Source organism: Isoptericola jiangsuensis (genome assembly GCF_002563715.1).
GTDB lineage: Bacteria > Actinomycetota > Actinomycetes > Actinomycetales > Cellulomonadaceae > Isoptericola > Isoptericola jiangsuensis.
The window spans coordinates 3,380,331-3,401,256 of sequence record NZ_PDJJ01000001.1; the positions used below are offsets into that span (position 1 = coordinate 3,380,331).

15 protein-coding genes are annotated in these 20,926 nt (G+C 72.9%); 4 read left to right on the forward strand and 11 right to left on the reverse strand.

The window, feature by feature from the left end; all coding sequences use genetic code 11:
- Positions 1–85 precede the first annotated feature (85 nt).
- The 6 genes from ATJ88_RS15205 to tagD form a co-directional block, all read right to left on the reverse strand.
- Entirely contained in the window at positions 86–2,317 is a 2,232-nt protein-coding gene (locus ATJ88_RS15205; RefSeq protein ID WP_170023662.1) for a glycosyltransferase family A protein, read from the reverse strand.
- Entirely contained in the window at positions 2,310–2,969 is a 660-nt protein-coding gene (locus tag ATJ88_RS15210) for a hypothetical protein (RefSeq protein ID WP_141538704.1), read from the reverse strand. Before ATJ88_RS15210 ends, ATJ88_RS15205 begins: the two co-directional genes overlap by 8 nt.
- A gap of 62 nt (positions 2,970–3,031) precedes the next feature.
- Positions 3,032–4,279: a UDP-N-acetyl-D-mannosamine dehydrogenase gene (gene wecC / locus ATJ88_RS15215; protein WP_098464556.1), complete on the reverse strand. Its 1,248-nt coding sequence runs from the start codon at positions 4,277–4,279 to the stop codon at positions 3,032–3,034.
- A gap of 18 nt (positions 4,280–4,297) precedes the next feature.
- Entirely contained in the window at positions 4,298–6,106 is a 1,809-nt protein-coding gene (locus ATJ88_RS15220; protein WP_342744858.1) for a glycosyltransferase family protein, read from the reverse strand.
- Between the two features lie 260 nt (positions 6,107–6,366).
- On the reverse strand, positions 6,367–7,824 hold the full coding sequence (locus tag ATJ88_RS15225; RefSeq protein ID WP_098464558.1) for an NCS2 family permease: 1,458 nt from the start codon (positions 7,822–7,824) through the stop codon (positions 6,367–6,369).
- Positions 7,825–7,935: 111 nt separating this feature from the next.
- Positions 7,936–8,328, reverse strand: coding sequence for a glycerol-3-phosphate cytidylyltransferase (gene tagD, locus ATJ88_RS15230; protein ID WP_098464559.1), 393 nt, complete (start codon positions 8,326–8,328; stop codon positions 7,936–7,938).
- 172 nt (positions 8,329–8,500) lie between these two features.
- Here tagD and ATJ88_RS15235 point away from each other — a divergent pair, with 172 nt between their 5' ends.
- Positions 8,501–8,746, forward strand: coding sequence for a DUF2530 domain-containing protein (locus ATJ88_RS15235; protein ID WP_098465397.1), 246 nt, complete (start codon positions 8,501–8,503; stop codon positions 8,744–8,746).
- 7 nt (positions 8,747–8,753) lie between these two features.
- Here ATJ88_RS15235 and ATJ88_RS15240 read toward each other — a convergent pair whose 3' ends face one another.
- The 5 genes from ATJ88_RS15240 to ATJ88_RS15260 all read right to left on the reverse strand — a co-directional run bounded on the left by ATJ88_RS15240 (position 8,754) and on the right by ATJ88_RS15260 (position 15,398).
- On the reverse strand, positions 8,754–11,810 hold the full coding sequence (locus ATJ88_RS15240; RefSeq protein ID WP_098464560.1) for a sacsin N-terminal ATP-binding-like domain-containing protein: 3,057 nt from the start codon (positions 11,808–11,810) through the stop codon (positions 8,754–8,756).
- A complete protein-coding gene (locus tag ATJ88_RS15245) occupies positions 11,807–12,595 on the reverse strand; it encodes a DUF3027 domain-containing protein (protein ID WP_425432688.1) in 789 nt (262 codons plus the stop codon). Before ATJ88_RS15245 ends, ATJ88_RS15240 begins: the two co-directional genes overlap by 4 nt.
- Before the next feature lie 43 nt (positions 12,596–12,638).
- Positions 12,639–13,022: a cold-shock protein gene (locus tag ATJ88_RS15250; RefSeq protein ID WP_098464562.1), complete on the reverse strand. Its 384-nt coding sequence runs from the start codon at positions 13,020–13,022 to the stop codon at positions 12,639–12,641.
- Between the two features lie 113 nt (positions 13,023–13,135).
- Positions 13,136–13,834, reverse strand: a complete 699-nt coding sequence (locus tag ATJ88_RS19045; RefSeq protein WP_281255258.1) for a TetR/AcrR family transcriptional regulator — start codon at positions 13,832–13,834, stop codon at positions 13,136–13,138.
- 64 nt (positions 13,835–13,898) lie between these two features.
- On the reverse strand, positions 13,899–15,398 hold the full coding sequence (locus ATJ88_RS15260; protein ID WP_245852471.1) for a sugar transferase: 1,500 nt from the start codon (positions 15,396–15,398) through the stop codon (positions 13,899–13,901).
- Between the two features lie 277 nt (positions 15,399–15,675).
- Here ATJ88_RS15260 and ATJ88_RS15265 point away from each other — a divergent pair, with 277 nt between their 5' ends.
- From ATJ88_RS15265 to ATJ88_RS15275, 3 genes are all read left to right on the forward strand, one after another.
- A complete protein-coding gene (locus ATJ88_RS15265) occupies positions 15,676–16,590 on the forward strand; it encodes an NAD-dependent epimerase/dehydratase family protein (protein ID WP_211287524.1) in 915 nt (304 codons plus the stop codon).
- Positions 16,591–16,654: 64 nt separating this feature from the next.
- The gene (locus ATJ88_RS15270) at positions 16,655–18,994 is read left to right on the forward strand and encodes a helicase-associated domain-containing protein (RefSeq protein WP_098464564.1); all 2,340 of its coding nucleotides are present in this window, start codon (positions 16,655–16,657) and stop codon (positions 18,992–18,994) included.
- Positions 18,995–19,063: 69 nt separating this feature from the next.
- Positions 19,064–20,743 (forward strand): DNA repair helicase XPB, encoded by a 1,680-nt coding sequence (locus tag ATJ88_RS15275; RefSeq protein WP_098464565.1) that lies wholly within the window; start codon positions 19,064–19,066, stop codon positions 20,741–20,743.
- Positions 20,744–20,926 lie beyond the last annotated feature (183 nt).

Here is a 20,926-nt window from a genome sequence, read left to right on the forward strand (position 1 = left end):
GCCCGCGCCACCTCTAGATCTGACGGCACGCACAGGAGCCGTGCCTCCACGAACCGGTGGAGGCACGGCTCACTGACAGCGACGTTCAGACTCCGGTCACGCGACCGGAACGCGCTTCATCACGGTCACGAACAATTGCCTCGATCACCGCTCTTGCGCCGTTGCCATCGCCGACTCGACTCACGTAGTCGAGCTCACACTCAGACAGCGGTGACGAATCCTCGACGATCCCCCAGACCGACGCGCCCGAGCCGCGATAATCAGAGTACTTGGACGGCAGGAAGGGATTCCGCTCGAAGTCACCCGCCGAATCGACATCCTTGACGATCAGGGCATCAAACTTGGTAGAGGCGTTGAGGAACTCCATGTAGGAAAGATAAGAGTTCACGATGACGTTTCCGCCTAGACCATAGCGCCGCACTTCTTCGCGGAACTCCACCGGCTTGTTGCAGAAGATGTGGACACGGACCTGCGCCCGCACCTTCGGTTGGAGATTAACGATACCGAACAGCACCTCGTCCAAGGTCCTGTTGCCGTAGAAGCTACCGAAGTAGGCGATGTTGACGGCGCTCTCAGGAACCTGATATCTCGTCTCCTTGGCGGTGTAGGCGGCCTGGATAGGTGTCGGATGGGCCCGCACGACCGACTTCTCACGAGCAAGCGCGGCAACCTTGGGATCGACCAGGGACAGCATGTAATCACGCTGGTTGGCGTTGGTGAAGATGAGCTCGTCGGCAAGGACGTAGGTGACCAACTCAATGAACTCGAAGAGGGTCGCATCCTCCGGGCTCTGCACTCCGTGAAGGTCGAGCACCCTGCGCAACCGCTCGGTCACACCGTTGTGCGACAGGGTCCCCGGTCGACGCGAGCCGTCCACGCCCCGCCCCAGAGGGTCCGAGAACTCCGCTGTCCAGCGGACGTTCCAGTGGGACTGCTTGAAGAGCGCCCCGGCGACATGGCTACCCACCCACAACGCTCGGGTGTAGAGGGTCTCGTATCCGCCACGCTCGGCGTGCCATACCTCGGCTTGAGCGGCAGCCTTCGTAGCGAAGTCGCTGATGGCCTTCCAGTCGCCGAACGAGGCACGTCCCGGAACGATCTGTCGACGGTCGATCCATCGACTGGCAAGGACGTCAACCGCATCGTCCCGCCCTCGGACATCCGCCATGTCGGCGCTGATGACGTCCACGACCCGATCGCGCTCAGCAAGGGCCTTTGCCGCAACCACGCCACTCGAGTCAAGAAACGGCGCGAAACAGTAGAGAATCGCAAGGTCGCGAGCCCGCCCGCGGTTGACCAGCGCCCAGGGGAAGTCGGCGATCTCCAGTTTGTCGATCTCCGCTGCGACTCGTTCGACCTGCTCAGGATTCTCGTCCAGGTACCTGCGAATGAAGTTCGCCTGTGCGAGGAGCAGGTGCCGCTGCGCGGACGCGGCCTTCGCATTGAGCGGCTCCGGCAGGTTCCGGATCACTGCGAGCCGGTCACGTACGGCGAAGTCGAAGGTCATCTCGCGCCTAGAGACCGACTCCCCTCGAAGCGTGCGCAGGTAGGCATTCTCGTCGTCAGCGTCACGCGCTCCCACCACGACAAGATCCCGACCCAGCAGACTCGCCATATAGGCGACGTCCTCACCGGATCGCAGGTCGGTCGCATAGGTCGCCATTCGAGCGATGCTCGTGGGGATCAACTTGCACGCGTTGAATCCGAGCAGCCAGGTGACCTGTTCGATCGGGGTGGCACCAGACCGGGACACGAGCTCCCGGAGCCGCGAGGCGAGGACCGAGTCCACCTGGGGCTCACCCTCCGGTGGAAGATCCTTGATCGGAGCCACCACCACCCGGCCGAGCCCCGCCTGTTCGAGGAGCGCAGAGAGATAGTTACGCTCGATGCGGTCATCGTCGTCGACGAAGGTCACGTACGACTTCCGCGCTGCTGCGATTCCCAGGTTGCGGGCCGCTCCGGCGCTCGGCTGCCGAGCATGGATGAGGCGAGTCGGCACGGACGTGCCTGCTGCCAGCTCGCGGACGATCTCCAGGGTTCCGTCTGGCTCGCCGTTGGCCACCACGATGACCTCGAACAGCTCAGGATCCAAGGCCTGCGCATGTACCGAGTCCAGCGTTCCGACGATCCGGTCGCGGCCTCGATACGTCGGGATGATGACCGAGACACCATGCGCAGAGTGGCTACTCCTCTGCCGGGCCTGGTCTTCGGAATCTCGAATATGGGACTTGAGGCGATTGATCTCCCGCTGTCGAAAGGTCGAGTCGTTCAGGATCCAGCGACCATAGTCGTCGTCGCGGTCGATGAGTTCACCCACCAGTGTTCCTCATTGCCTTCCGAAGGTTCCAATAACGCAGCGTCATCCGCCCGAGAACTGAGGCAGAGAGCGACTGATACTTACGTTCAAGAATGTCGTGCTGCCTGCGCAGGCGAACCAGCTCGTCGCGATCGTCTACCGGCTCCGGGCTTGGCTCTTGCTCCGGCATCCGAGGCAACAGCTCGATGTGATCCATCGCCCCGAGAGTCTCGACGAGCAGGTTCGCGAGACCGAGCTCTGCACGGTGACTTTCCGTGGCCGCCGCGTGCTCACCGATCAGGCATTGGACGAGTTCCAGAACTCCGCCCCCGGGCACGTCGGATGCCTGTGTACTCCTGAAGTCGAAGGCGATCAGGTGCTCGCCGACAGTGACGCTGTCCAAGGTCCCGAACGGATGGTCGTCGTCTGAGAGGAGGCGGCGAGCGAGATGACCATCACGTTCCGTGACGACGGTGTCGATTCTCTCGGCCAAGCCCCATGCACGTGCCTCCCCGTCAAGGTCACCGACACGGGTGGTCGCCATGACGATGGGAACCCCTAGCGGCACAGGGTCCCCGGGCCGGACGACAGTGACGTCGGAACCCACGAACTCCAGACCGAGGCAACCGATCTCAGCGTCATCGATCAGCAGGCAGCACTGGTTGATCTCCACGGGCCCCGTGAGCGCGGAGAAGTCTGCCGTGACGGAGAGCGCTGACCCTCCTCGTGGGCCGGTCACCAGATTCCCCGCGTGTCGACGACGCGGAGGTCCTCGGCGCCCGCGCCGGCGAGGTCGAACGACTTGAACTCCTGGTGGTCGACCAGCAGAACCAGCGTGTCGGCCTCATCCACCGCGTCGGCGAGGTTCGCGAGGCGCACGTTGCGGCGGTTCGCGAGCTCCGGGGGCAGGGCGTCGACGTGCGGCTCAACGACGACGACGTCCGAGCCGGGGAGCACGTCGGCGAGGTCGGCGACGATCTTGCGGGCGGGCGACTCGCGCAGGTCGTCGATGTCGGCCTTGAAGGCGAGGCCGAGCGCGGCGACGGTCGGGGTCTCGATGCCGGCGACGGCCTTGCGGACCTGCTCGATGACCCACGCGGGCTTTGCGTCGTTCACCTCGCGGGCGGTGCGGATGAGGCGGGCCTGCTCGGGGTCGGCGTCGACGATGAACCAGGGGTCGACGGCGATGCAGTGGCCGCCGACGCCGGGACCGGGCTGGAGGATGTTGACGCGCGGGTGGTGGTTGGCGAGCCGGATGAGCTCCCAGACGTCGATGTCGAGCTTGTCGGCGATGAGGGAGAGCTCGTTGGCGAACGCGATGTTGACGTCGCGGAAGGAGTTCTCGACGAGCTTCGCCATCTCGGCGGTGACGGCGTCGGTGAGGAGGATCTCGCCCTGGCAGAAGACGGCGTAGAGCTCCTTGGCGCGCTCGGCGGCCTCCGGGGTGAGCCCGCCGACGATGCGGTCGTTGGTGACGAGCTCGATCATGACGCGGCCGGGCAGCACCCGCTCGGGGCAGTGCGCGACGTGGATCTGCGCGGTGCCATCGGCGCCGTCGAGGCTGAGGTCGGGGCGTGTGGCGAGGATCCAGTCCGCCATCTTCTCGGTGGCCCGGGGCGGGGACGTGGACTCGAGGATGAGAAGTTCGCCGCCGCGCAGCTGCGGCGCGACGGCCTCGGCGGCGGCCTTGATGTAGGACAGGTCCGGCTCGTGGTCGCCGGCGAACGGCGTGGGTACGGCGATGATGAACGCGTCGGCGGGCTCGGGGGTGCTCGTGGCGCGCAGCGTCCCCTGAGTGACGGCACCGGCGACGTAGGTCGCGAGGTCAGGCTCGACGAACGGCACGTCCCCACGGTTGACCGCCTCGACAGTCGCGGGGTTAACGTCCACACCGACGACCTTGATGTCCTTGGACGCGAGGATCGCAGCCGTCGGCAGACCGATGTAGCCCAGGCCGATCACACCGACCGTGGAGATTTCCATGCCAGAAGGTTCCCTTGCTCAGATCATGACGTGCCGGTCGGCACGTCCGTAGAAGGCCACGTCGCCGGTGGCGAGCAGCGCTGTCTCGGTGACGCCCCAGGTGTGCCGGCTCGCACCGGAGCGCACCTGGACGAAGTTGAAGCGGTCGGCGGAGTAGATCCGCGCGCCGGCGTCGACGACGCCGCGCAGGAAGGCGGTGTCCTCGCCGCGGGAGGTTTCGCCGAACCGGACGGCAGAGGCGACGTCTCGGCGCGCGACGATGGTCGGCCCCATGACGAAGTCGGTGAAGCGGTGCTCGCGCTCGGCGAAGCGCAGCAAGGTCGCGTCGTGCGCCTCGAGGTACATGTAGTGGGCCTGCTTGCCGACGACGTCGACGCCCGAGTAGTCGAGGGCGTACAGCTGGTCGCTGAGGTACGAGGCGCCGTAGAGGTCGTCGTCGTCGATCTTGGCGACGACGTCACCGTCGGCGGCCTCGAGCAGTCGGTTGAGGCAGGCGCCGAGGGGGACGTCCGTCCCTGCGGTCAGCAGGAGCAGGTCGTCGACGCCAGCACGCTTGGCCTCGAGCCGCAGCTCGGCCTCGTCGACGACATCGAAGCCGTGGGTGAGGAGCGCAAGCTGGACCTCGACGCCTTCCTGCGCCCCGATAGTCGCCAGGACGTGGCGCAGCTGGTGGGGCCGGTTGGAAGAGACGAGCGCAGTGACGGTGGGGCGTGCGGGCGTCAGGGAGTCGGCGAGACCGACGTCGTGCAGCACCTGCTGGACGCGCGCGCCGTAGCTGTGCTCGCGCCAGATGCGGCGCTGGCCGAGGTGCGCGGCGCGGTCCCGGAGCTGGGGCGACCGGTGCAGGGCCCGCAGGGTGTCGCGGGCCTCCTCGCGGGTAGTGACGGCGAAGACCTCGTCGCCAGGGAAGAACTCGCCGGTGGCGGCACTGAGCGCGGTGACGACCGGCGTCCCGCACGCCGTGATCTCGAAGATGCGGCGGGCGCACATGCTGGGCGAGTCGACGACGGAGTTCACGTTGAGGAACGCTGTGTAGTCACGGTAGGCGGTGAGCATCTGCGCGTAGTCGAGTGATCCGACGACGCGGGACGCGAATGGCTCGGGAAACTCGTACTGGATGCCCTGGCCGCGGAATCGGGAGAAGATCTCTAGCCCGATGTCCATGTGCGGCGAGGCGTCCAGTGCTCCGCCGAGCAGCATCTCTGCCTGCTCTCGCCGTTCCGGGTACTTGTGGGCGAACCAGGAGCCCGCGAAAGCGACGTCCCGGCCGGGACCGTCCCCGTGGGCGCGAACGGGGTTGTGGATCGCGGGCTGGGCGCCGAACGGCAGCACACCGACGCGGTCGTGGCCGAGCACCTCGCGGTAGGCGTCGAGGCGTCCGACGTCGGTGGTATAGACGTGGTCGAAGAGCCGCGCAACGTCGAGGAAGTCCTCGAAGTGGACCGGGTCCTCCTTGTTCCAGAACACCGTGGGCACGCCGGCGTCCCGTGCGACGGCGAGCATCTCGGTCACGGCGGGTCGGGGGGCCGAGGCTCCGGTGAGGTGGTACTGCCACGCACCGCCGTTGCCCCTCCACGCGGACTCCACGAACACGAGGTCGAGGCCGACGAGCTGCTCGCGCCAGGTGAGCGGCTCGAGAAGCACCTGGTCCCATTCGTAGGAAAGTGCTAGCCGGGTGAAGTCGTCGAGGATCACGCCGACGCGCAACGGCCGGGCCGGGGCGCGAGGGGGCAGGGGCCACGCGGCGTAGGTGAGGCCGTCCGCCGTGCTGGTCGCTCCGCCGTCCGGCCGGCCGAAGATCGCCCGTCGACGCAGGTGGGTGCGCAACTGCTCAGGGCCACCGTGCCGCAGGTGCCACAGCGCGGTGCGGACAGAACGGAACCGCCCACCGCCCGCTCCCATGAAACACCCCCGTGAAACAAATGAACTGTCCAGAATCCTACGTTGCCCGGGGCATGCCCTCTTACCCCTGGTTCGTCACACCGGCAACCACTCCGGGTGAAATCTCGGATCCTCGACTAACTGCGCGACGATGCCCACCACTCCGTGACCGGTGCGGCGGGCATCGTCGACGTGCGGTCGTCCAGTCAGCCGATGGCGTTCTGGATCGGCTCCATGAGGAAGTACACGACGAACATCAGGGACGCGACCCACATGAGCCAGTGGAGCTCGCGGACCTTGCCGAGCGCGAGCTTGATGACGACGAACGCGAGGAAGCCCGCGCCGATGCCGTCCGCGATGGAGTACGTGAACGGCATGAGCACGATCGTGAGGAACGCGGGGATCGCGATCTCGACGTTCCGCCAGGAGATGTTCGCGACCTGCATCATCATGAGGTAGCCGACGAACACGAGCGCGGGCGCGGCGGCCTCGTAGGGCACGAGCGCGACGAGCGGCGCGAGGAACGTCGCGAGCAGGAACGCCGCACCGGTGGTGACGGACGCGAGGCCGGTGCGGGCGCCGTCACCGACGCCGGACGTGGACTCGACGTACGCGGTGTTGGAGGACACCGAGCCCATGCCGCCGAGGGTCGCGGCGAGGGAGTCGACGACGAGGATGGCGCGGGTGCGCGGCGGGTTCCCCTTCTCGTCGAGCAGGTCGGCCTCGGCACCGACGGCGACCATGGTGCCCATCGTGTCGAAGAAGTCCGCGATGAGGAGCGAGAAGACGAGCAGGACGACGGTGACGATCGCGATGTTGTCGAACGAGCCCAGCAGCGAGAACTGGCCGAGCAGGCCGAAGTCGGGGACGTTCACGACGCCGTCGAACGTGGGCGCGTTGAGGTTGAAGCCGTTCGGGTTGCCGCCGGCCTTGGTGCCGATGTGCAGCGTGTTCTCCAGGACCACGGCGAGCACGGTCGCGGCGAGGATGCCCCAGAACATGGCGCCGCGGATCTTGCGGACGAACAGCGCGATGACGAGCAGCAGGCCCACGACGAACACGAGGATCGGCCAGGTGCCGAGGTTGCCGAGCGCGAGCGGCGTGCCGGCGCCGGGGACGACGAAGCCGGCGTTGACGAACCCGATGAGGGCGATGAACAGGCCGATGCCGACGGAGATCGCGGTCTTCAGCTCGAACGGGACGGCGTTGAACACGGCCTCCCGGAACCCGGTGAGGACGAGCACGAGGATGATGAGGCCCTCGATGACCACGAGGCCCATCGCGTCGGCCCAGGTGACGTCCGGCAGGCCGGCGATGGAGAACGCGACGACCGCGTTGAGGCCGAGGCCGGCGGCGAGCGCGATCGGGAAGTTCGCGAACACGCCCATGAGGATCGTCACGAGGCCCGCGACGAGCGCCGTGGCGGCGGCCACCATGCCGAGCGAGTCCGGCGTGGCCTCGGTGCCGCCGCCGAGCACCTGCCCGGTGCCGTCCTGGACGGTGCCGATGATGAGCGGGTTCAGCACGATGATGTAGCTCATCGCGAAGAAGGTGACGAGCCCGCCGCGGATCTCGCGGCCGACGGTCGAGCCTCGCTCGGTGATCTTGAAGAAGCGGTCGATGCCGCTCCGCCCGGGCGCGGGCGCTGTGGTCTGGTTCGCCATGGCGCCAATCGTGCCAGAGGTGTGAAGGTTCTCCGGAGGTCGGCGTGTCGGAATGTGACCGAGCCGACGGCCCGTCGGGCGTGAGTCCCGTCACGCCCGACGGCGCGCGGATCAGCCCTTCGCGGCCAGCCCGGCCTTGATCTGCGTCGTCGAGATCTCCGGCGTGCGCGGCAGGTAGACGACCTCGCACAGCTCCTTGAGCTCGTCGAACTTGCCCGTCCAGTCGTCACCGATGACGAACGTGTCGACGTGGTACAGCTGGATGTCGGTGGCCTTCTGCTCCCAGGTGTGCTCCGGGATGACGAGGTCGACGTGCCGGATCGCCTCGAGCATGCGGCGACGCTCCTCGAACGTGAAGTACGACTTCTTGCCCTTGCCCGCGTTGAACTCGTCCGAGGACAGCGCCACGATCAGGTAGTCACCCAGCGCCTTGGCACGGCGCAGCAGCTCGATGTGCCCGTAGTGCAGCAGGTCGTAGGTGCCGTAGGTGATGACTCGCTTCATGCCTCGTCCTTCGTCGCAGGGGCGTGCGTCACGTGCTGTTCGCCGCACGTTCATCCTAGGCGCCCCGCGGTGCCCCGCCCAGGTGCCGCACGTGCACGGGTTCCACGACGACGCGCCCGTCGGGAGGGCGGACCGCCGGACGTCCCGACGGCCCGCGGCGTACGATCGGCCCGTGCCCTCCGTCGTCTCGCTGCTGCTGCACCCCGAGCGGCGCCGCACCGCGCCCGATCCGCCGCGCGGCGACCTGCGCCGGGCGGTCCTCGCGGGGATCGCCGCGTGGGCGGTCGCGCTCGTGGTCGTCGTCGTGCGCCTCGCCGCCGGCGCCGGGACGCTCGCCGACGTCCTCACCTGCGCGACGGGCGTCGTCCTCGGCGGTCTCGGCCTGGTCTGGGCTCACCGCCACCGCGACCAGGTCTAGGCGCCGGTCAGCCCCAGGCGGTCGTCGCCCACAGGGCGACCGCGCGCTCCGGCTCGGCCAGCACGGCCGACAGCAGCACGGTCCGGTCCGGACGACCCAGGACGTCCGCCAGCGCCGCCGCGAGCCCCGCCGTCGAGGTCGCGTGCACCCGCCCCGCGGAGTCGACCCACCACGGGACGGGACGCCCCGCCACGGACAGTCGCTCGTGCTGCGACCAGCGCTCCGGCATCCGGTGGTCCAGGGCGACCACCCGCGGGTCCAGCGGTCGCTCCACCCCGGACAGGTCGGGTGCGGGCATGCCGTCCTGGCCGGCCAGGGGCAGGTCCAGGAGGTCGGCCAGCGCGTCCGCCTCCCCCGCCGGGGCCGGGAGCACCGCGCCGAGCGCCGCCCAGCGGGCCGTCCCCGCCACCTCGACGTCGTCCGCGCGGTGCACGACGACGGCGCTCGCGTCGAGCGCGGGCAGCCGGTCGGGCAGCGGGTCGAGCGCGGCCGCGCGGTCGGAGGCGTCGAGCCGGACCGCGACGTTCGCCAGGCCGCGCCACACCACGAGCGCGTCCCGCAGCGGCAGGGTCGAGCCGACCGGCGGGAGCCGGTCCAGCGCGGCGGGCCAGTCCGCGACGTCGAGGTCGCCGAGCGCGTCCACGCCACCGAGCGCGCGCAGGACCGGGGCGTCGAGGCCGGTCGTCTCCGGGGGCGCGGCAGGCAGCAGCGGGACCCCGTCGTGCAGCGCGAAGGGGGCCCCGAGCCGCTCGCGCAGCCACCACGCGGTGTACGACGGCGCGCTCGTGCGGCCCCGCCGCACCGGGGTGAGCAGCGCCCGCCGGGTCGCCGGGTCGCCCGCGACCCGGGCGAGGACGTCCGGCCAGGCGTCGTCCGCGACGGCGTCCAGGTCCGCGACGGCCTCCAGGTCGCCCAGCACCGTGCCCGCGCCGAACCGGGCGGCCAGCAGCTCCAGGTAGTCCGCCCACCCGGCCAGCCACCCCGCCGGCTGGTCGGGTCCGTCGTCCTCGGGATCGCCCGGCTCCGGCGTCACGACGTCCGCGACGACGTACACCTCCGGCTGGGTGCGGGCCCCCGCCGCGGCGAGCACCGGCGCGCCGTAGCGGGCCACCTGCTCGGTGGCGACGGTCGCCAGGCCGTCCAGCACCCCGGCGGCCCAGGTGCCGGGCAGCGTGGTCTCGCGCAGCGCCGCCTGCTCGCCCTCGGTCGTCGGGACGGGCAGCTCGCCCACCCAGAACGGCGCGGCCGCGCCGGGCGTGAGCCGCACGAGCGCGAGCACGGACGCGACGACCTCGACGGCGTGGGGGTCGTCGTCCCCGTCGAGCAGGGTGCGGGCGGCCTCCAGCGCCGCCGCGCGCACGTCGGGGTCGTGCAGCATCCGCTGCGCGTCGGTCGCCACGGCACCCGCCCGCACCAGCAGCGGGTGCGCGACGTCCGGGTGCACGACCCGCAGGCCGAGCACGCGCGCGGTCGCCGCGAGGGACGCCTCGTCGCCGTCGTCGTCGTCCTCCAGCAGCACGACGGCGCCGCGGACCCCCGCGGCGCGGCCGTCGGCGAGCGGCACCCGGGCACCCGCGAGGGCCTCCAGGACGCCGGGCTCGTGGGCGTGCGCCTCCAGGGCGTCGAGCAGTGCGTGCCAGCGCCCGGCGGGCAGCCCCGCGGGCAGCTCGTCCACGACGTCGGCGAGCGGGACCACGGTCCCGCCGAGCGAGCGGACCGTCGCCTGGTGCCGCGCGGCGACCCGGACCAGGCCCGGCAGCACGGGGGCGAGGGCCGCCACCAGGGCAGGGTCGTCGCCCGCGTCACCGGCCAGGACGTGCGCGTCCCGGGGGGCCACGAGCCGCGGGTCGGCGTCGGCGTCGAGCGCGGCCTCGTCCGCCGGGTCCCCCTGCGGGGCCGGCAGCAGCGGGGTGCCGCGCAGCGCGTCGGCGGCCGCCCGGCGGACCGCCGCGTCGAGGTCCGAGCCGGGCAGCCCGCCCGGGACCAGGCCGAGCACGTCCACGGTGGGGTCGGGCTCGGTGGCGAGGTCGCCCAGCAGGTCCGCCCACGCCTGCCCCGCCTGCGCGGCGAGCAGGTCGGTGGCGGGCCCGGGCAGGACGCCGCGCCGCCCGGCGTCCACGGGGAACGTCGCCACCAGGACGCCCGGCAGGTCCAGCACGACGTCCGTGGGGGTCGGGGCGCGCAGCACCCGCCGCACGGGCGGCACGCCGTCGGGCGGCAGCGTCCACGTCAGGGACCAGTCGGTACGGCGGTGCTCGCGCGGCAGGTCCGCGACCTCGTGCGCGGAGAACGTCCCGGACCTCGTCCGCGCGGGCCAGCCGACCGGTCGGCGCACCTCACGCACCGCGTCCCCGGCACCGGGGTCCACGGTGACGACGTCGAGGCCGCCGAACGCGAGCAGCAGCACCTCGTCGACGTCGTCGAGCTGGGCGCGCACCGCGGCGAGGGCCGCGTCGTCGCGCAGCAGCACCTCCACCGCCGTGACGTGCCGGTCGTCGACCAGGGCGGGGGCGGGGAACGGCAGGCGCAGCACGGGCAGGTCGTCGCCGCGGGCGGCGACGTCCGCGGCCAGGCGGCGCACGGGCAGCGGCGCGTCCGGCAGGTCCGCGCGCGAGGTCGCCTCGCGCAGCACCCTGCGGGTGCCGTCGAGCCCGAACCGCACGCCGCCGTCACGGGACGCGACGACGACCTCGTCGGACACCGCGCGCACGGCCGCGAACCCGACACCGAACCGACCCACGACCCCCGGGTGCGCGGACTTCGCCGACGCCCGCAGCGACGCGAGCGACGCCACGCCGTCGGCGTCCAGCGGGGCGCCGTCGTTCGCGACCCGCAGCACGCGGGCCCCCGGGTCGAGGGTGATCAGCACCCGGCCGGGAGCACCGGCGCGCGCGGCGGCGTCGGCCGCGTTCTGCAGGAGCTCCACGACGACACGGTCACGGTAGTGACCCCGGGCATGGTCCTCCTCGGCGTTCGCGTCCTCACGGAAGCGTGTGGCCGACCCGAGCCACGACTCCGTGACCGCGTGCCGCAGCGCGGCGGTCCCGAAGACGTCGTCGCTCACCCGGCCCGGTCACCCGCCGGCTCGTCGGTGGCGGCCGGGTCGACCGGCTCGATGACGACCTCGTCGATCAGCGGGGCGCGGTCCGGCCAGTCGCTGGGCCGCTCCTCGACGTCGGTCTCCGAGTGCGCGCCGCAGCCGTGGTCGAGGGAGACCACCTTGCCGTCGTCGGGCGACCACGCGTTGGTGCACACCCCGAAGAGCTGGCCGAGCGGACCCTGCAGCGGGACCAGGAAGCCGCACGCCAGGCACTCCGACGCCGACGCGACGGCGCCCGGCGCGGTCGGGCCACGGGACCCGCGGTACCAGCGCTCGGCGGCCTCGTCACGCCCCTGGGGGGACAGCACCCGGGCGCGGGCGAGCGCGAGCTCGTCGATGGCGACGGAGTCGAGCTCCTCGTCGCCGGTGGGGGTCCACCCGGGCTCGAGGCGCGGGTCGTCGGCGCGGAAGGGCAGGGTGTCCCCGGGACGGACGTCACCGGGGCGCAGGCGCTCCGACCACGGCACCCACTGCGGGGCGAGGATCGCGTCGTCGCCGGGAAGCAGCTCGATCTCGCACACGGTGGCGACCTTGCCGCGCGGCACCCGCGCGAGCGTCACCGTCCAGTGCCAGCCGTGGTAGCCCTTCATGGTCGCGGCGAAGTGGTGCGACATGAGGCGTTCCGCCTCGGCCGTGGTGCCCAGGTGCTCGCCGACGTCGTCGGGCGAGCCCGCGACCTCCTGCGCGGCGGCGCGCGCCACGTCGACGGCGCCGACCAGGACGGCGTCGTTGCGGGCGCGCGAGCTCACGCGGCGAGGCTTCGCGTCGGCGGGTGCCATGTTGGTCTCGCTCTCAGGATTCGAGGTTGTCGGCGACCGCGCGCAGCATCGTGGCGACCCGTCGACCGGCGTCGCCCTCGGGGTACTTGCCGCGCTTGAGCTGGTCGCCCGTGCGGTCGAGGACCTTGATGAGGTCCTCGACGATGCCCGCCATCTCGGAGGCCGGCTTCCGCTTGGCCCGGACGACGGACGGGGCGGCGTCCAGGACCTTCACCGCGAGGGCGGAGGGGCCGCGACGCCCGTCCGCGACGCCGTACTCGACGCGCGTGCCGGGCTTGGGGCCGGGCGCGTCCGCGGGCAGCGCAGAGGCGTGCAGGAAGACCTCTGCGCCGTCCTCGCCCGCGATGAATCCGAATCCGCGCTCCGCGTCGTACCACTTGACCTTGCCGGTGGGCACCTGAACCTCTTCGTGCTCGTTCGTCCGTGCGCTCGACGGGTGTCGAGGCAGTGTCCCAGGGTACCGGGGCGCCCGGGCTGACGCCGCATCGGGTCGCGGCGCGGGACGGCCGGTCAGGCGGGTCGGACACCGGCGTCCGCGCCGAGGCGGGTCGCGACGGCGTCGAACCAGTCGGCGTGGTCCGCGACGGCGTTCGTGAGATGGCCGAACAGCTCGAACGAGATGGTGCCGAAGATCCCCGACCAGGCCATGAGCGTGCGGGCGACGAGCTCGGGCGCGGGCTCGTCGCCGCCCCGCTCCACGAGGTACCGACCGGCGTCGGCGACGAGGGCGGTCACGTCGGTCGGCCCGGGCGGCACCTCCCCGCCGGCCTCCGCGGCGACCGACGCGAGGGCGAGCACCACCCGCACCGCGGGCTCGATCGTGTCCTGCGGTGCGGCGTAGCCGGGCACGGGGGTGCCGTACAGGAGCGCGAACTCGCCGGGGTGGGTGACGCACCAGGTGCGGGCGGCCCGGCAGGCGGCGAGCCAGCGGGCGGCGTGGTCGGTGTCGTCCTGCGCCGCGACGGCGGCCTCCACGGCGGCGCCGAGCTCGTCGTAGCACTCGACGAGCAGCGCGGTGAGCAGGGCGTCGCGGCTGGCGACGTACCGGTAGACGGCGGAGGACACCATGCCGACGTCGCGGGCGACGGCGCGCAGGGAGAGTCCGCCGGGCCCGTCGGTGGCGAGGCGGGCGCGGGCGGCGTCGAGGATCTCGCGGGTGATGGTCTCGCGGGCGATCTCGCGGGCGGTCCGGGCGGTCCGGGCGGTCATGCCGCCGAGCATGCCATCCGCGACGGGTGCTCGCGAAGCAGAGCAGCGCTCCGGGGTGCGCGGGTCAGTAGGCGCCGTGCCCGGTGAGGACCACCTTGGCGGTCCGCGCCAGGATCAGCAGGTCGCCGAACGGCGTCCAGTTCTCCGCGTAGTAGACGTCCAGGCGGACCGCTTCCTTCCAGGGGAGGTCCGAGCGTCCCCCCACCTGCCACAGCCCCGTGATGCCCGGCTTGACGAGGAGCCGGCGGCGCATGCGCGCCTCGTACCGCGAGACCTCCTGGGGCAGCGGCGGCCGCGGTCCGACGAGCGACATCTGGCCGGCGAGCACGTTGAACAGCTGCGGCAGCTCGTCGATGCTGTACTTGCGCAGGAACCGGCCCACCGTGGTGACGCGCGGGTCGTCGTGCAGCTTGAACAGCACGCCGTCGGCGTGGTTCTCGCCGTCGAGCACCACGGCCTCGGCGTCCGCCCCCACCCGCATCGACCGGAACTTCAGCATGCGGAACGTGGCACCGTGCCGGCCCACGCGGTCCTGGCTGTAGAGCACGGGGCCCTTGCTCGTCACCGCGACGGCCACGCCCACCACGACGATGACCGGCAGCGCCAGCAGGGTCAGCAGCAGGGCGCCGGTCCAGTCCATGATCGTCTTGGCCACGTACTTGGGTCCCGAGAAGCGCGGGGCGTCGACGTGGAGCAGCGAGACCGACTGCTCCGGGGTCACCGTGATGCGCGGTCCGGCGACGTCCGCGAGCTCGGCGGTGAGCAGGAGGTCGACCCCGATGGGCTCGAGCTCCCAGCCGAGGGAGCGCACCACGTCCGCGGTGATGACGTCCGACCCGCTGACCGCCACGCAGTCGGCCCCGCAGGCGGTGGCGACGGCGGCGGCGTCGCGGGCGTCGCCGAGGATCGGCACGCCGAGGATGTGCTCGCCGGGGCGGATCTCGTCGCCCGCGACGCAGACGCCGACGACGCGGTAGCCGGAGGTGCGGGTGTGCATCTCCTCGATGAGCCGCTCGGCCTGGTCGCGGAGCCCGACGGCCAGCATCGCCGTGGTGTAGCGGCCCCCGGCGCGGCCGCGCACGAGCGTGCGGCGCCAGGCCCAGCGGGAGGCGAGCAGCAGGACGAGGGCGGCGGGGGCCGCGACGAGCAGCACCTCGCGCAGCCCGTGCCAGCCGGCGATCACCGTCAGCAGGGCGAGACCGGCGCCGAGGTGCCAGGTGGCGTCGAACACCCGCTGGAACTCCTGCGGGCCGGAGCCGAAGACGCGCGGGTCGTAGCCCTTGCTGCGGGCGACGGACACGGGGAGCGCGACGGCGAGCGCGATCGCGACGACGAGCCCGCCGACGTCGAGCAGCCCGCCGCTCGTGGGGAACAGGGTGGGCGCGAGTGCCACGGCGAGGGCGACGGCGAGGATCGCGACGACGGCGTCGGTGACCATGAGGCGGCGGCGGTAGCCGTCCTGCCAGCGCTCCCGGCGGAAGGTGTCGCGGACCTCCTCGAACCGCTGCACGCGCGCACCGGTCAGGACACCGAGGGTGTGCTCCCGAACTTCGGCGATCGACACGACTGGCTCCTCGCGACGGCTGGCGACTTCACGATGGTAGGAGCGCGGGAGCCGCGTTCGATGACCCTTCGGGGGGCTTTCACCCGCCTTTTCACCCGCGCCCGGTACGGGTGTCTTTCACCCGTCTTTCACCCGGGTCGGGTCTTGCGCCCGAGGGGCGCCGGTGCGTTCTCGGGGAACGGGTCCCGAAGGCCGTCGAGAGCACTGCTCTTGCCATCGCCGGCAGCGGGTGCGAGACTCGCGACGAGAGCAGTGCTCACAACAAGGAGCGATGATCATGGAACGTCACCTCGTCGTCGGCGCCGGCCCCGTCGGCCGTCGGCTCGCCGCCCACCTCGCCGCCGCCGGTCACGACGTCACCGTCGCCACCCGGTCCGGCCGCGACACCGGCGTCCCCGGTGTGCGGCACGTGTCCGCCGACGCCTCCGACGCCGACGCGCTCCTCGCGGCCGCCGGCTCCCCCGACGTCCTCTACAACTGCGCGAACCCCGCCGACTACACCCGCTGGGACGCCGTCTGGCCCCCGCTGGCCGCCGGCCTCCTCGCCGCCGCCGAACGCTCCGGGGCGGTCTACGCCATCACCGGCAACCTCTACCCCTACGGGCCCGTCGACGGCCCCATGACCGAGGACCTCCCCGACGCCGCCACCGACCACAAGGGCCGGCTCCGCGCCCGCCTCTGGGCCGACGCGCTCGCCGCCCACGACGCCGGCCGGGTCCGGGCCGTCGAGGTGCGCGGCTCGGACTACGTGGGGCCCGGCGTCGGCGCGGGCGGGCACGTGTCCCGCGTCGTCCCCGCCGCCCGCCGGGGCCGCACCGCCTGGATGATGGGCCGCAGCGACCAGCCGCACACCTTCACCGACGTGCGCGACGTCGCCCGCACCCTCGCCGCCGCCGCCGCGGACGCCGGCGCGCACGGCCGGACCTGGCACGTGCCGTCCAACCCGCCGCGCACCCAGGCCCAGGCGCTCACCGACGTGCTGGCCTCCGTCGACCTGCCGCCCGTGCGCGTCCGCACCCTGCGCGGGCCCGTCCTCGCGACCGCCGCGACCGTCTCCCCCCTGATGCGCGAGCTGCGCGAGCTCCGCTACCAGTGGGAGCGGCCCTACGTCCTCGACGACACCGCGGCGCGGGCGCGGTTCGGCATCGCCCCGACCCCGTGGGCGGAGGTCTGCCGGGCCACCGCGGGCTGACCCGGCCGACCCCGACCGCCGCGCGGCACCGGGACGGGCGCCGCGGACGCGTAGCATCGATCAGATGGCCGGTACCTACACCGAGTGGGTGCGGCAGCGCGGCGACGACGACCTCGTCGCCCTGCTCGCGGCTCGCCCCGACCTCGGCACCCCCGCCCCGTCGTCGCTGCGCTCCCTGGCGGCACGCGCGGCGAGCCGCACCAGCACCGAGCGCGCCGTCGCCCACCTCGACGCCGGCGCGCTCGCCGTGCTCGAGTCCCTCGTCGCGCTCGGTGCCGACGGCACCCCCGTCCCCGTCGACGCCCTGACGACGGCCCTCGGCACCCCCGACGCCGCCGCGGCGGTGCGCCGCGTGCTCGACCGGGCCCGCCCCGCCGCGCTCGTGTGGGACGACGGCGACGGCCTGCGCCCGGCCCCCGGGCTCGCGGAGGTGCTCGGCCCCTATCCCGCCGGGCTCGGTCCCCTCCGCCCGGCGGACGGCCCCGACGCCACCGCTCCGCCCCCCGCACCGCCCCTCGACCTGCCCCGCGCCGACCCCGCCGAGCAGCAGGTCCTCGACGCCCTCGCCTGGGGACCGCCCGTCGGCGTCGTCCCCGCCCCCGGCACCACGGCCCGCGCCGCCGTCGACGGCCTCGTCGCGGCGGGTCTGCTGCTGCGCAGCGACGCGCGCCACGTCCTGCTCCCGCACGACGTCGGCCTCGCGCTGCGCGCCGGACGCACCCACCGCGACCCCCCGCTCGTCGCCCCCCGCCCCCACGGACGGCACGTGCCCGCCGCCGTCGTCGACGCCGAGTCCGCGAGCGCCGCCCTCGAGGCGGTCCGCCTCGTCGCGCGGCTCGTCACCGCGTGGGACGACGACCCGCCCCGCACGCTGCGCGCCGGTGGCCTGACCGTGCGGGACCTGCGCCGCCTCGCGGCCGACCTCGAGACGGACGAGACGACGGCGTCGGTCGTCGTCGAGCTCGCCGCCGGCGCCGGGCTCGTCGCGGACGACGGCGACTCCCCCGCCTCCTACGTGGCGACCCTCGCCGCGGACCGCTGGGAGGAGGTCGACGACGCGGACCGCTGGGCGACGCTGGCGCTGGCGTGGTCGGCGTCGCGCCGCACCCCGTGGCAGGTGGGTTCCCGCGACGAGAAGGGCACGGTCCGGGCGCCGCTGTCGCCCGACCTGCACCGCCCGTGGGTGCCGCGGCTGCGCGCGGACGTGCTGGACGTGCTCGCGGCCCAGCCGGGCACGGCCCTGGACGTGGGCGCGGTCATGGAGGTGCTGCGGTGGCGCTCGCCGCGGTCGGTGCCGCCGGAGGCGGCCGTCGCGGGGCTGCTGCGGGAGGCCGCGCTGCTCGGTGTGACGGGCGCGGGGGTGCTGTCGACGCCGGGGGCCGTCCTGACGGGCGGGACGCCCGGGACGGGGCAGGAGGCCGGGGCGGAGGTCGCGCGGGCGGTGCTCGCGGAGCACCTGCGCGCGGCGCTGCCCGCCGAGGTGCACGAGGTCCTGCTCCAGGGCGACCTCACGGGGATCGTGCCGGGGCGTCCGGACGCGGAGCTGGCGCGGCTCCTGGCCGCGGTGGCGGACGTGGAGTCGCGGGGGGCGGCGACGACGGTCCGGTTCAGCACGGCGTCGGTGACGCGAGCGCTGGACCACGGGACGTCGGGCGACGAGCTGCTGGCGGAGCTCGCACGGCGGTCCCCCGTGCCGGTGCCGCAGCCGCTGGAGTACCTCGTGCGGGACACCGCGCGGCGGCACGAGGCGTTGCGCGTGGGTGCGGTGCAGGCGTACGTGCGGGCCGCGGACCCGGCGGTGCTGGCGGGTCTGGTGGAGGACCCGCGGCTCGCGGGGCTCGGCCTGGTGCGGCTGGCCCCGACGGTGCTGGGGGCGGCGGTGCCGGCCGCGGAGCTGCACGAGGTGCTGCGCGGGCGCGGCCTGCTGTCGGCGCTGGAGGGTCCGGACGGCCGCGCGGTGGGTCGTCGTGCCCGTCCGTCGCGGGTCGACCGCCGCGCGCCCCGGGCGCCGGCCGCCGTGGTGCGGGGCACCGACGACGCGGCCCGCGCGGCCGTGGTCGCGCGGATGCGCGGCACGGCGGTGCCGCCCGAGGCGTCCGCGACACCCGGCCCGGGCGGCGCCCCGTCGTCGGACGGTGCGCCGGTCGACACCGGACCCGCCGCGACGGCGGGGACGCCGTCGGACCCGGTGACGTCCCCCGGTGACGCCCTGGCCCTGCTGCACGAGGCCATCCGGGACGGCCGCCAGGTGTGGATCGAGATGGCGGGTCGCACCGGCGCCCTGGAACGCCGGGCGCTGCGACCCCTGCGGCTCGACGGCGGGCGGCTGCGCGCGCTCGACGCGGACCGGGAGGCCGAGCTGACGGTGGCGGTGCACCGGATCGCGTCCGTGGAACCTGTCTGACGCCCCCCGGAACAGCGGACGCCCCGCGCACGTTGACACCGAGGTTCCCTGCCATCCGGAAGGACGCCCATGCCCGACGGTCCCCTCATCGTCCAGAGCGACAAGTCGATCCTGCTGGAGGTCGACCACCCGGCCTCCGGTGCCGCGCGCCGCGCCATCGCGCCGTTCGCGGAGCTGGAGCGCGCCCCCGAGCACGTCCACACGTACCGGCTGACCGACCTGGGACTGTGGAACGCCCGTGCGGCGGGCCACGACGCCGAGCAGGTCGTCAACACCCTCATCGAGTACTCGCGCTACCCGGTGCCGCACGCGCTGCTCGTGGACGTCGCCGAGACGATGGGGCGCTACGGGCGGCTCACCCTGCACGCGCACCCCGTGCACGGGCTGGTGCTGGAGTCGACGGACCGCGCGGTGCTCGCCGAGGTGCTGAAGTCGAAGCGCACCACGGGCCTCGTGGGCGAGCGGATCGACGACACCTCCGTGGTCGTGCACGCGTCCGAGCGCGGCAACCTCAAGCAGGCGCTGGTCAAGCTGGGCTGGCCCGCCGAGGACCTCGCCGGGTACGTCGACGGTGAGGCGCACCCCATCGCCCTGTCGCCCGTCACGCACCCGGTGGACCCGGGCGAGCAGGCCAAGGAGTGGGCGCCCCGCGCCTACCAGCAGCAGGCCGTCGACGGGTTCTTCCACGGCGGATCGGGCGTCGTGGTGCTGCCCTGCGGCGCCGGCAAGACGATCGTCGGCGCGGGCGCGATGGCGCAGTCCTCCACGACGACCCTCATCCTCGTGACGAACACCGTGAGCGCGAGGCAGTGGCGCGACGAGCTGGTGCGCCGCACCACGCTCACCGAGGACGAGATCGGCGAGTACTCCGGTGCCCGCAAGGAGATCCGCCCGGTCACGATCGCGACCTACCAGGTGCTCACCACGAAGCGGAAGGGCGTCTACTCCCACCTGGAGCTGCTGGACGCCCGCGACTGGGGCCTCATCGTCTACGACGAGGTCCACCTCCTGCCCGCGCCCATCTTCCGCATGACCGCCGACCTGCAGGCGCGTCGCCGGCTCGGCCTCACCGCGACCCTGGTGCGGGAGGACGGCCGCGAGGACGAGGTGTTCTCCCTCATCGGGCCCAAGCGGTTCGACGCGCCGTGGAAGGACATCGAGGCGCAGGGGTACATCGCGCCCGCCGACTGCGTGGAGGTGCGCCTCACCCTGCCGGAGCACGAGCGGATGACGTACGCGACCGCCGAGCCGGAGGACAAGTACCGGCTCGCCGCGTGCGCGCCGGGCAAGAACCGTGTCGTGGAGCGCATCGTCGCCGACCACCCGGACGACCAGGTGCTCGTCATCGGCCAGTACATCGACCAGCTGGAGGAGCTCGCCGCGCACCTCGACGCGCCCCTCATCACGGGCGCCACGACCGTCAAGGAGCGGCAGCGCCTGTTCGGCGCGTTCCGCTCGGGGGAGATCTCCCGCCTCGTGGTGTCGAAGGTCGCGAACTTCTCCATCGACCTGCCGGAGGCGTCCGTGGCCGTGCAGGTGTCGGGGTCGTTCGGCTCCCGCCAGGAGGAGGCGCAGCGCCTGGGTCGCGTGATGCGCCCGAAGGCGGACGGCCGCACGGCGCACTTCTACGCCGTGGTCGCCCGGGACACGGTGGACCAGGACTTCGCGGCCCACCGGCAGCGGTTCCTGGCGGAGCAGGGGTACGCCTACCGCATCGTCGACGCGGAGGACCTGGACGCAGTGCAGTGACGGGAGAGGGCTGAGGGACGAAGCACTCGCCCGGCACGGAGCGCAGTCCAGGTCCGACCACCGGGCACCGAGGACCTGGACGCAGTGCAGTGACGGGAGAGGGCTGAGGGACGAAGCACTCGCCACGCCCCCGGCTGGCGAGTGGGTTCCGGTCGCGTCAGCCTGACGGTGGCGACGACGCCC

What these genes read in the sequence shown, in the direction of transcription:
- ATJ88_RS15270 (WP_098464564.1), top strand. Translation starts at nt 16,655, where the DNA reads ATGGCCGGTACCTACACCGAGTGGGTGCGGCAGCGCGGCGACGACGAC.
- ATJ88_RS19045 (WP_281255258.1), bottom strand. Translation starts at nt 13,834, where the DNA reads ATGACCGCCCGGACCGCCCGGACCGCCCGCGAGATCGCCCGCGAGACC.
- ATJ88_RS15265 (WP_211287524.1), top strand. Translation starts at nt 15,676, where the DNA reads ATGGAACGTCACCTCGTCGTCGGCGCCGGCCCCGTCGGCCGTCGGCTC.
- ATJ88_RS15225 (WP_098464558.1), bottom strand. Translation starts at nt 7,824, where the DNA reads ATGGCGAACCAGACCACAGCGCCCGCGCCCGGGCGGAGCGGCATCGAC.
- ATJ88_RS15275 (WP_098464565.1), top strand. Translation starts at nt 19,064, where the DNA reads ATGCCCGACGGTCCCCTCATCGTCCAGAGCGACAAGTCGATCCTGCTG.
- tagD (WP_098464559.1), bottom strand. Translation starts at nt 8,328, where the DNA reads ATGAAGCGAGTCATCACCTACGGCACCTACGACCTGCTGCACTACGGG.
- wecC (WP_098464556.1), bottom strand. Translation starts at nt 4,279, where the DNA reads ATGGAAATCTCCACGGTCGGTGTGATCGGCCTGGGCTACATCGGTCTG.